Source organism: Xenorhabdus eapokensis, assembly GCF_001908105.1.
Map to the genome: position 1 here is coordinate 26,822 of NZ_MKGQ01000023.1, position 11,436 is coordinate 38,257.

15 protein-coding genes are annotated in these 11,436 nt (G+C 42.8%); 5 read left to right on the forward strand and 10 right to left on the reverse strand.

The genetic code is table 11. From position 1 onward, the window contains the following. Positions 1-309: 309 nt before the first annotated feature. The gene (locus Xedl_RS14215; RefSeq protein WP_074024487.1) at positions 310-501 is read left to right on the forward strand and encodes a hypothetical protein; all 192 of its coding nucleotides are present in this window, start codon (positions 310-312) and stop codon (positions 499-501) included. Between the two features lie 116 nt (positions 502-617). After that, on the forward strand, positions 618-1,550 hold the full coding sequence (locus Xedl_RS14220; protein ID WP_074024488.1) for a hypothetical protein: 933 nt from the start codon (positions 618-620) through the stop codon (positions 1,548-1,550). An 81-nt stretch (positions 1,551-1,631) separates the two neighbouring features. Here Xedl_RS14220 and Xedl_RS14225 read toward each other — a convergent pair whose 3' ends face one another. After that, positions 1,632-3,155: a terminase gene (locus tag Xedl_RS14225; RefSeq protein WP_074024489.1), complete on the reverse strand. Its 1,524-nt coding sequence runs from the start codon at positions 3,153-3,155 to the stop codon at positions 1,632-1,634. Beyond that, a complete protein-coding gene (locus Xedl_RS14230; RefSeq protein ID WP_143187445.1) occupies positions 3,155-4,375 on the reverse strand; it encodes a hypothetical protein in 1,221 nt (406 codons plus the stop codon). Before Xedl_RS14230 ends, Xedl_RS14225 begins: the two co-directional genes overlap by 1 nt. Positions 4,376-4,650: 275 nt before the next feature. Here Xedl_RS14230 and Xedl_RS14235 point away from each other — a divergent pair, with 275 nt between their 5' ends. Both Xedl_RS14235 and Xedl_RS14240 read left to right on the forward strand, forming a co-directional pair. Next, complete coding sequence (locus Xedl_RS14235) at positions 4,651-5,895, forward strand: ParA family protein (RefSeq protein ID WP_074024491.1); 1,245 nt, start codon at positions 4,651-4,653, stop codon at positions 5,893-5,895. Between the two features lie 3 nt (positions 5,896-5,898). Beyond that, a complete protein-coding gene (locus tag Xedl_RS14240) occupies positions 5,899-6,912 on the forward strand; it encodes a ParB family protein (RefSeq protein WP_074024492.1) in 1,014 nt (337 codons plus the stop codon). A 146-nt stretch (positions 6,913-7,058) separates the two neighbouring features. On the opposite strand, the gene Xedl_RS25785 is transcribed toward Xedl_RS14240, so the two are convergent. After that, entirely contained in the window at positions 7,059-7,454 is a 396-nt protein-coding gene (locus Xedl_RS25785; protein WP_143187446.1) for a hypothetical protein, read from the reverse strand. Between the two features lie 533 nt (positions 7,455-7,987). Between Xedl_RS25785 and Xedl_RS14255 the strand changes: the two genes are divergently transcribed. Then, a complete protein-coding gene (locus Xedl_RS14255; protein ID WP_074024495.1) occupies positions 7,988-8,557 on the forward strand; it encodes a hypothetical protein in 570 nt (189 codons plus the stop codon). Between the two features lie 49 nt (positions 8,558-8,606). Here the strand turns inward: Xedl_RS14255 and Xedl_RS14260 are convergent, their stop codons facing one another. The 7 genes from Xedl_RS14260 to Xedl_RS14285 form a co-directional block, all read right to left on the reverse strand. Beyond that, positions 8,607-8,870 carry a hypothetical protein gene (locus Xedl_RS14260; protein WP_074024496.1) on the reverse strand — a complete coding sequence of 88 codons (264 nt, stop codon included), beginning with the start codon at positions 8,868-8,870 and terminating at the stop codon, positions 8,607-8,609. A gap of 18 nt (positions 8,871-8,888) precedes the next feature. After that, the gene (locus tag Xedl_RS27885) at positions 8,889-9,041 is read right to left on the reverse strand and encodes a hypothetical protein (RefSeq protein ID WP_158024383.1); all 153 of its coding nucleotides are present in this window, start codon (positions 9,039-9,041) and stop codon (positions 8,889-8,891) included. A 2-nt stretch (positions 9,042-9,043) separates the two neighbouring features. After that, positions 9,044-9,253 carry a hypothetical protein gene (locus tag Xedl_RS14265; protein ID WP_074024497.1) on the reverse strand — a complete coding sequence of 70 codons (210 nt, stop codon included), beginning with the start codon at positions 9,251-9,253 and terminating at the stop codon, positions 9,044-9,046. Positions 9,254-9,285: 32 nt separating this feature from the next. Next, positions 9,286-9,864 (reverse strand): Thoeris anti-defense Tad2 family protein, encoded by a 579-nt coding sequence (locus Xedl_RS14270; RefSeq protein ID WP_074024498.1) that lies wholly within the window; start codon positions 9,862-9,864, stop codon positions 9,286-9,288. Between the two features lie 3 nt (positions 9,865-9,867). Continuing rightward, a complete protein-coding gene (locus Xedl_RS14275) occupies positions 9,868-10,458 on the reverse strand; it encodes a PDDEXK family nuclease (RefSeq protein WP_074024499.1) in 591 nt (196 codons plus the stop codon). 232 nt (positions 10,459-10,690) lie between these two features. Further along, complete coding sequence (locus Xedl_RS14280) at positions 10,691-10,990, reverse strand: hypothetical protein (protein ID WP_143187447.1); 300 nt, start codon at positions 10,988-10,990, stop codon at positions 10,691-10,693. Then, on the reverse strand, positions 10,987-11,427 hold the full coding sequence (locus tag Xedl_RS14285) for a hypothetical protein (protein ID WP_074024501.1): 441 nt from the start codon (positions 11,425-11,427) through the stop codon (positions 10,987-10,989). The genes Xedl_RS14280 and Xedl_RS14285 overlap by 4 nt, the downstream gene beginning before the upstream one ends. Positions 11,428-11,436 lie beyond the last annotated feature (9 nt).

Here is an 11,436-nt window from a genome sequence, read left to right on the forward strand (position 1 = left end):
GTTTCAGGCGGGCGAAATACAAGTCCATCCTGACCGTATTCCTACTGCAATAGTTACATAGCCTGACAATTTCACGTTTGACGGTCACGCCCTGCCCGTTTTCCTTCTGTCTAACTTCGCATAAGTACCATTATGCGAAGTTATCTGATTGTTGTCAATCCCGCCCAAAAGTAGAGGGAATGATGAGCGGAGTTAATACGAGGCGGGAGAATTTTAGTTTCACAAAGTTATAATCTCATTCCTTTTTATTTCTGGCGGTACTTTTACTATCAGACCAGATTTTCTTCACACCAAGGAACAATGAAGACAATGGAAATTACACGCTATACCACACAAACCCTGATCACGCTGGCAAACGAACTGAACCTGGATCTGCATGACTGTGAACTTCCGTATATCCTCACCCGCCATCTGTACACCCTCCAGTGTGTGATCCATTCCGACGGTTCCTCCTGTGATTACCGTACCATTTTGCTCCATACGCTGAAAAGTTTGAAATAAGCCGACAATTGTTACTTTTAACAGGAAATATCTAACTAATTTTTTATTACTTTTCGCAAACCTGATAAAGTTATAAATATAATGCGTGTAAAATATGACCGTTAGGAGTGAGTTTCATGGACGCTTTCAATGACAGAATTTTTGAGGAAAGGTATAAAGACTTTCTGAAAACACGGAATGAGTGGATGAAGATGGTCTTCAGCCACGCAATTTATGTCGATATCAGTGCTCAGGGCGCGGTTTACCGCCCTGTTGCGATACTGACCGATAAAATGACCCTGCAACGGGCGGAAGAATTACGGCTGGCATGGCAACAATTCGCGGAGTGGGCAGAAGGCAAACGGGCGGCGGGACTGTCCTCAGTTCCTTCGAAAATTTATGCCCCTGTCCCTGACATTCTCAAAGGCGTGAAGACCTTCACCGTGGGCATATTCGAGGCCACCAGCACACAAAACTTTCTCCGTGAAGAAATTCTCCAAAAAATAGAGAAAAAATTGAATCAGTTGTATAAAGTAAAAGAGAAAAATCGGTTCTCCATCATTGATCTGGAACAGGACAGAATCATGATGGAGGCGTACCCGAAAGGGACGCGGTTTCGCCGCCGTTTAAGCGGTTACAGGGATATTGTACTGGATATCGGCGCGGACAACACGGATAGGGTTAAGAAACTGACCAGGAAAAGCGTTAAAAATCCGAAAGATGAACGTTATCGCGTCAGTGCGCATGGCGTGATTATTGACGGAAACAGCCTGAATGCCCCTGATGCTTATGACATCAATTGTGGCGAAAAACAAACCTGTCCCAGCTGCTATGACCTTATTTCACCGGTATGGTGCTCCCTGTTTTCTAGCGGCTCATTGTACCTCATTGCTGATATTGAGCGCGCCGAAGCCGCACGGAAATTTGTGGCGGACAACCCCCCTAAGTCCAGCCCGATCCCCTATAAAAAAAATGATCCGAAGCAAAAAGAAGAACAACGCTTGAACAGAATTGCAAAAGCACAACTGCAAGCACAACAATATGTGAAACAAAAAACGCAATATTATTAACTCGGTAAACCCACACACATGAATGATATGAAATCCATGCTATTGCAACCATGAGGTCATGTTGCCTTTGCTTTCGTCGGTTCAGGAAACTGACGAGAAATCATCATAATCATCAAGATATTTCATTGCTTCAGAACGGGTAGCGACTTCTTCAAAACCGACGTCTTCATAAGCGGGAACAAAGTCACACAACATACCAAAACAAAATGTATCCCACCTATCCGGAGAGCGAATATTGAGCTTCGCTCTCATCATTTCTTTTTTCATAATCACCCAGCGCCCGTTCTCATCAATCTTGACCGGGATTTTTGAGGCTTGTTCCGCGGTCTTCTGGCTTTTGTCCAGCCGCATTCGGCCATGACGGATCGCCCGTTGTGCGGCAATATTGGCGTAAGCCCGCTGATTGATGTACCGGTTGCGATCATACTTGCTGAACATTGGCTTACCCCACCGGATGCGCTGAACATCACGGCCGCGACGCTCCAGGATACTCGCCGTGTCAGAACCCACACCATCACTGTCCACCACGAGACTGATATTGGGATACACGGCCGGATCACATTCCAGATGAATAAACTCACCAAACTCCACCGGATCACAAGCGCCGTCCATTTCTATCAGTTTGTAGTTCACCAACCGGCGCTTATCACCACGAGTACCAGAGACTTTACAGATATTCAGGATGGACTTATCCCGCCCGTTACCGACGTCACACAGAGCGACCCAGCCCCAACCCTTTTCAAGGTACACTTGACGTCTGGCTGACCGATCGCATTCATCCCGTCCCAATAAATACCCCGTGACGGATTTCGGAAACTGGCCCAATACCTTGATCTGGTATTCCACGCTGTCACGGCCACCGTATTCGGCCAGCTTCATTTTGATAAACTCCGGTTCAACCAGGGGAGATTCCTCTGAATTGAGCGTAATCGCCACATACAGACCATTCGGGTTATCGGGGTGTTTGGCGAGGCTGTGGTGGGTATCGTAAAAATACCCACTGGGGCGGGTTGGCTGGGACAATAACAGGATACGGTTATCTTTCTGTGTCAGCGCACCGGTAATGATACCAAAGGCTTTATCTGACACCCCTGACGCTTCATCAATAATGTAAAACAGGTATTCGGCGTGTTCACCGGCCAGCGCTTCTTCATTGCCCAAACGGAAGCCTTTGGGAATGACCGTCCAGACGCCCTTCCCTCCCAGCGCGTAAAATGCGGTATCGGTCAGCACAAAGTAATTTTGCAGCCACGGAAAGCGCCGGATACATTCATGCCAGTTCATCTTCAGGTACTTAAAGATGCCCGTCATCACCTGCTGAATTTTGTTCGCAATAATGATCACACGAGCGTTAGGATGGAACAGGATGAAACACAGGATCATGATACTAGTCATGTCGGATTTGCCCGTTCCGTGGCCGGAAGTAACACTGGTTTTGCTGCCGCACTCCTGTACCGACTCCAAAATCAGGTCTTGTTGCCAAGTGGGGATTTTACCGAAAAGATGGACAGCGGCCAGTCCCCAGTCGTAACGATATTTGATGACTATCTCCCGCCAGCGGGGATCACTGACAACGCTGCGTTGTTTCTTTCGTCCTGATGCCACTACCGCGCGTCCCCATCATGATAAATATCCTCCGTGGCCTCATAGTCATAGTCCGGCTCGTCGTCCAACGCATCCAGCAATTCGCCTTCGCGACCTTCGCCCAGATGATCAACATCTCCGTAACCGCCTTTATCGACAATTTCATCAACTTGCTGGCGCTTAACAACAATATAGGCATCACGTCCGGCTTGCTGCGCCCGATACGCCCTGGCCTGCCTGTCCAGTTCATCCTGATCAATAATTTCGTTATCCACCTCCTCGCCCTGCGACTGTTTCAGGTCGTGGCGCACTTTATCCAACAAGGCGGGTGGCACTTTCCCTCCGTTGGACTCGATATAAATCGCCGTTTGCATGGCATCCCAGCCCTGCTCCTGCTGAAGGTGATAAGCATTGGCGATAACCGTCGTCTCCCCCATCTTAACCGCGTGCTTTTCCTCTTCACGGCGATCCTTCAGTAACCCCTGTTTGATGGCGGTCATGGTGCGCATAAAATCGGTCATGGCATACGAACAGTCATTCAGCATCTTGAGCTGCTTAAATACCGGATGCAGCGCACCTTCATCGCCGGAATCAAAGTCAGCCTCCTGTTTTTCTAACTCTTCGATGGAGCGATCCCGTACTCGTTCCACGAGTGCAAAGTGTGCCAGTGCCCGTCGCATCAAATCCACTTCTAATACATCCAAATAGCCGGTATCCATCAAGGTCTCGGCTTTGTCTACATCTATACTTCGGGGGCTGGCATATCGGCCATGTTTCATGGACAGTTCATTGCCCACCGTCAAGCGGCGACCGGCTCCCCGTGGCAATTTCTGGTGTGCGACGATCTCAGCTGGCGGCATGATCATTTTCGCGTTTTGGCTTTTGAGGTGATTGGCCTGCTGACGATGATCACCGGTGTCTGCTCCCACCTTTGTCTTATTTGGTTTAACACTCGTATTGGCGCGGCTTTTCCGGCTTTTTTCCAGTTCTTTATTAGCAGCACTTTGGGTAGGTTGATGATCATCTTTCGCAGCGTGATCATTGCCTTGATCATCTGGCAAGAGGGGACTGGCCGAACGGAGATAACGCCGGGCGGTATTCGGGTTCAGATGATAATGTTCGGCATATTCACGGATACTGATCCCCTTTTCAGCGCGTAGTCTGTTGAAGTTTGATACGTGTTCCTGCCAGTTCATCCCTATCAACCAAAGTAAATGCTCAATATCGGTGATGATACACAAGCCTTAATATGTTTGATTAACGCAATTTAGAAGTATGTTACTGAGTCACAAATTGTTCTTATCCAACTAAACTGACAATTTTTACTGTTCCATATCTACCTAATCTTATCTTTTTGTTTATTTAACACTCTCATCAAATTACATTAAAATAACACGCAGTGCATTAAATGTTGTTTTTGTGCATTCAAATGCACTTTTACATTATCATTACTTCATTTCTTGATTTTGTTTTAATCGCATCTATAATGCACTTAAACAATAAAGGAGATACATTTATGAAATTATTAGAAGACATATCCGCCATCGGGCAGCGTATGAAAAGCGAACAGTGTTCACTCAAGGAATCAATTACTGAGTCTTCTCGTGTAAATGTTTCAGATGAACAGGTCGATGGGCTAGATCGTTTGATTTACAACCACTGCATGAATAAGAAAGCATTGTCTGACTTATTTGGAAAATCCAGAAACACATTTAGTAAGATTCTGGCTGAATTAGAGAACCAGAAAATGATAAGTGAACCTATTTATCAGAATAAAAATCATCTTTATACACGTTTTGATGTTCAAACCATCATGGATGCGTTGGGCGCACCTAAATATAGTGATACGTATATCCCCAGAGTTATAGTCACGGAAAATCATAAGGGTGGGACGGGAAAAAGCACAACTACAGTGACATTAGGCACTGCTGCCGCTCTGGATCTAAATCTGAATGCTCGTGTCTGTATTATTGATTTTGACCCTCAAGGTTCTATTGGTAGCATGATCCGCTCAACCACTGAGGATGACGTTTTTCTGACAATAACAGATATCTTACTTGCCAACTATGAACCAGAAGGTGAGTTTTCTAAGTACCTCAACGTTGGGTATTCAGAAGAGAAAATCATTAGTAACATTCCGTTTAGTACTCACTTGCCGAATCTTGATGTAATTCCTGCATTTCCTACAGATGATAGATTTACCGACATATACTGGAGTGTGAGCAAAGAAGAAAGAAATGCTCTACTAACCCGATTCCGCGATATTGTGATACCGATTCTAAGAAAGAAATATGACTTAATTTTTATTGATACTCCGCCGCAAGATTCTCCGATTATCTGGTCAGTTACTGAAGCTGCTGACGGATTATTGGTGCCAATTACTCCCCGTGAGTATGATTTTGCTTCAACCACAAATTACATGTTGACGCTTGCTTCCCGTTTGGAACAGTTCCCATCACGTGGCAAAAATATCAAATGGATGAAAATTCTTGCAGTGAATGTTGATGATAAAAGTCAACATGAAATGCGTACTCTCAATAAACTTGTCAGAACTGTTCAAGACAAATTTATGACAACTAATATCAAACACTCTGAGGCGTTTGTTGCTGCGGCAGAAAAAGGTCGAACTGTGCTTGATATTAAAAAATCAGAAGAATTGTGTTCACCTAAGCAATTTGATCTCGCTGAGATGTCTGTGCAATCGGTATACCAACAATTTATAAATGAGATAAAAATTATCTCTACGAAAAGTGAGGGATAAGCCATGACAGATATAGAACGTGGTAATAATAAAGATATTTATCTGAGTGGGCAAAAGAGAACTGGCTTTGAACAAAGAAGTGGTTTGCCTTCATTGAAAGCTGTATCAAAGTTAAAACGTTTATTTACCCTTTCCGATGGTCGTAAAGTTGAAGCTGAACACATTGTTATCAGTGCCGATCAAGTCGAAAACCTAACTACCATTCATGAAATGAACCCGCGTAACCAAAATGCATTAGATGACCACGCAGTTCGTGATATCCTAGAACAGATCCGGTTAAGAGGAGTAGACACCGAAGGTGTTGCAATTAAACGCAGTAATAAATTTGTCCTTATTGAGGGAAGCCGGCGTAGATATTGCTGCCTAAAAGTAAAGGCAGATTTGCCATTGTGGGTGTTACCGGATGATCTGACAACAGAAGATATTAATGCACTGATCAACGCATCGCAAAGTTCGAAGAAATTTTCATTCCGCGAAGTAGGAAAGCAATACCAAGAAAAAATGAGATCACTTGGGTTTAATACTAACGAGGAATTAGGACAGTATTTAGGTGTAAGCGTGGAATCCGTCCGTAAACGTATTCAAGCTGCGTTGATTGATGAGAGATTTATATCTATCTTCCCTGATTCAGAAGGTATACCAAATAGCTTCTATTCACGTATAGCAAAAATCCAGAGATTAGCAGAAAAGAATAAACTCAATTTCGATAAATTATGTGCCAAAGTTGCTGTTGAAACTGAAATAGGTGATGTCATTGATATAGAAAGGAGACAGCGCTCCATCATGGATGATTTAACGGTTTCCTTAGAATTGATGACATCGAACAATCCAGTGAAAGGTTGGGAAACTGCTGATCTGATTTCTTTCGATAATAAAGATAAATATGCACGAGTAAGTCGCAGTGCGAACGGGCGTAAGGTGAAGTTTGAATTTAATAGATTGAGTACCAATCTTATAGAAGAAATTGAGCAATTGATTATTGATCGACTAAAAAGCGAGTCTACCTCAGTGGGGTAAAAACAACCCCCTTGTTCGCCAAACTTAAGATTCCCGCAAAGGCCAGTTAATAATAGAATTCTTTACTACCTTAGCGGGACAAAACAACCCCCTTGTTCGCCAAACATCAAATATCTCCGCAATCCTGTTCGGAATAAAATTACTTACTAAGAGATTATATTCGTTCTTCTTCTACGGATAAGGTCATCCCACAACTGATGTAATAAGACTGCATTCTTTGCAGTCTTTTTTTCATCTTCCCTCATGCCACCGGCGGGAATGACCGTCTTTGAGAAATCAATAGTCATGCCATGACGTGGCTTAAAGTGCGCCTGTGTGATGTGTTTCATTTCAAATGTTCTTGGCCGGACACTGGTGTCCATGAGGCAAATGATATTTTTGGAGGAACAAAACACATTCAAGCGGGCGTAGACAAAATTTTTGTCGATCTCAACACGGGGATGATAACGGCGAATGGCGTCCATGACCTCTTTCGCGGTCAGAGGTCGGTTTTCTCTCAGAAGCACATCGGCCAGATGAATATTGGAGATTTTTTCCTTCACACTCTTTTCCAAGAAAATGCTAAATGGTTTTTTATATTACCTAAAAAGCCAGAAATAGAAATAAAAATCCATAAATTACAATGAGTTAATAATAAAATACGCAGTGATTATATGGTGATATAAAGAGATTCACTATCAAAAACCGGTAACAATAGTTGACACAACAACGATAAATGGTTACTATTATTACCAGTTGGTTGATGAGATTGGACAACCGTGTTCTTTAACAAAGTGAGACTTAAAAGGAGTATTTTGTATCTCGTATCATAAAAACAAAGAGATTAATGCGGCAATTTTATATGCTGTGTCTCAAGGCTGGATCTATATCAAACGTACTGGAAAAGGCCATGCTGTGGGAATATTACGCTGTGGCAGTGAAGATAAATGCCACCAAAAATCAGTTTGGGGGACACCTGATAGCCCTCAAAACCACGCAAAAGACATTATCTCATTGGTAGATAAGTGCAAATAATATCAAGGCCGTCAATCGGCGGCCTTTTATAAGTCTCACCTCTCAATGATAGGAAAATAGAATGAGAGAATACGATTTTAGTATCGTGGTAGGTGGAAAGAAAATCACTACCGATGATGATTTATTTGATATATCAGACGCACTGTATGAGGCTGGATGCAGTGACTCGCATCCTGCTGCATATAATGGCAACTTGTACATTAACTTCACACGGAAAAGCGAAAGTTACGCTAAAGCAGTGGCATCTGCTATAGCGAATATCGAATCAATCTCTGGTTTAAGGTGTTTATCGGTAGATATGGGTGATGTTGTCAGTTTAAGTGATGCCGCTGAACTGGCAGGAACGACAAAAGTTACGTTATCTCGCTACAGCAAAGGGAGTCGTGGAGCCGGTGATTTTCCGACGCCAATTCAACGTGTAGACAGCAACCGCCCGTTATGGTCTTGGACGGACATTGCTGAGTGGCTTGCACAAAATAATCTCGTTGATAATGAGCTGATAGAACAAGCTCGCATTACCGGAGCTATGAACACTGCGCTGTCTATTCGAAATAACAATTCAATGGATGCCGTTTTTCAATTCCTGTATGCCCTTAAAGGCAATAATAACCGCACCATGCTCACCTTATAGTTAACAATTATTCCTATAATATATAAGTCTCTCTCACTTTTTGGCCATCTCAATGATGGCCTTTTTTTACGCTGTTATTCCAATATGTATTACTCAAATCAAATTCACTTTTCGTGATGGCGGGTTGCAAACCGTTAGCAAACAATATTTCGTTTTCGTGTGATTTGATAAATCGCCAGCTTTTGAAAAGCAAGCCTGTCAGCGTGGAGTCCATACTCTCTGGAAAACTACCAATGTGATACCGTATAAATAATAATGCCTCCATTCTTTCAGAGATACCTTCTTTCATACGCTTAATTTCACATTCGTTCATCACATTCTGCCTTGAATCTTAAACAAAGATGTACTCTAACGAAAACCGCTCAATACCTTCATAACCGATAATCACAATTAAAAGCGTCCGTTTATCACGACCAGAAGATAATGCCACAGATGTCGGTAATGGCTGTGAGCCGGTTTGATTTGTTGCTGAACATTCAGTCATGGTTATATCTCCTCATTCCATTGCTTTTCTGTCATTTTCCCCAAAAAACTTACTCCCGTAATCACTGAATTAGCGTAAACGCCCAGACTTGTTTGAGCCTCAAGTAATCGAAGATGTGTGAGCCGTGGGGTGGGATGTTTCACGATCACCGATTGCGCTTCCAGCCCTGATTGACTGAATGAGACATTGAAGTAATAGAATTTCTTTGCCATTTCGATAATAAGGTTCTAACTGATAATATTTTTCAAATATGGGTGGGAATTACCGCCCAGTTTTCGGCCAGCTGATCCTGAACCGACGGATTCCAAGAAATAGCGATGCCATCAGGCGTGATAAATAAAAATTTGGCATGTTCATCAGGTCGGTGCTTATCACAGTGCAATTTCACACACCCCTCGACCCAATTTGCACGATAGATACTGTAATCACGCCGTATCATGAGGTTTAGCGCTGACGGATAATCCATTAATATAACACCAGGGAGATTGGCACGACTTTTCTTTGCATTATCCTGTACGTTATCCACGCATATATTGTCAGTAATTGCTTGTTGTTCCTGGGATAAGCAACGCGCATAATCAGGCATTGCCTCACCGATCATTTTCCATAAATTTTTTATCCCGCCGACGGCATAATGAAGTGTCGCTTTTGTGATACCAGCACGTTCATACAAATAGTGAGCCTGTACCTTTTCTCCTTCGTTTTCAACATATAGTTCAAGCAGGCAAACCATACAATGCGCAATTTTCCGTTTGGTTGAATTACGCTTAATTGATGGCTTATCCAGTAACCATTCATAGAATAACTCTTCATTGAATTTCATCGTTTACACCTTCCACAAATGATCATTTTTATGGGCGGGCAGTGATACCCCAGACGCCAGACACCAATATTGCGTTACGGCGTCTATGGCTTCATGTTCGCCATAGACAACAACGCAGTAAAAACCATCCTCAGATAACGTATTCAGCCATTGTTTTTGCTCTTCAGACGGTTTATTAGCCCCATGTTTAAACTCAAGACGCATCCCGTGATAATTCCCCTTGGCTAAATCTAACGACACGTCAGGATACCCTTTGCGTTGCCCTTCAGCCCTAAGATGCTCACCGGTTTTTTTATGCCGTAATCCCCCGTTAGGCGTCGAATGTAATCGTTTATAGATATCAGGAGTATTCATCTCACAGTGATAAAAAAAGCGTACCTGTGCGTAGTGCTCATGGTTGCCTTTCAGCAATTCGGGGTTTTTTGACAGTCGTTCTAAGGCGGTTGCATGAGGTGAGTAAGATTTATCGTTCTGTTTATCCCAATTTATTGCCGTATTGTTATTGATTGTGAGCTTTTTACCCTTCGTGATTTGCCCTTTCTTCTTTGTCCTTTTGCAGTAGTCGCTATACCATTCTTCAGAAGCCCTAAGCATTCTCACTCCAAAAAAACCATTCCAATGCTAATCAATTCGTTACCTTTTCACGGTGATAAGAGAATTTAATTCCTTTTTCTACATGGTAAATCGTCGAATTTGCGTTTATATTGCATAACTCGCCTTGGCACAGAATTACGCAATATCACTGAATAATCATTATATTAAAAAAGTCTAAAATATTTTTTATTAAAAATATTTAACCTGCTTATTATCAAAGTTCAATAAATATCTAACTTTTCAGTGAGTTCTCAGTAGTTGTACTCTTAACTTCTTCCTCTAAACGGGCGATATTAAAAGCAAACAACTGATTCCATTCTCTCATCGTGCATTCCCTGACTCGTTTAACCTTGTTTCCGTTGGATGGTCGGACAATCCAACACCATCGGCTATTGCATTTCTTGTCTTTAAGCTCAAACACCTCAAGAATGAGATTAAAATCGAGAAGATACCCGCGTTTCTCTGCAATTTCCTTCAATTCATCCAGTGTGTAATATCTTTTTTTCCTGGCATTCTGGGTATTTCTCATCATATCCCCCTCGACTGGATAAGCACTTCCATATCCTCATCGTTGCTAAACCACAGAAAAGAGTCCGTATCATCAGACTCATCATTCACATCAAGGAGATGATCCGCCGAATAAATTAACCCATTCTTAAAGCGTTCATTCGAATAGAGATGCGCAGCCACCACCATCAATGCGGGACGACTCATGGTATAAATAGCGGCCACATCCATATCAACGAGCACACCAAAGGCCTTCTCTCCCTGAGCGATAATCAGTGATTTCATGCTCGGCCACCACGCCCCAAAAGAACGATACAATCGGGGTTCAGCCTTTAATCGGGTAATCAGGTTTTTAATATAAAACGCAACATACTCTTTTTCTGTTTTTGTCCCGACAGCCTCGGCCAGTACGGTTTCCAGATAGGCCTCTGAGGGCTGAATAGTGTCAATTAATGTCGTCATTGATTTTAA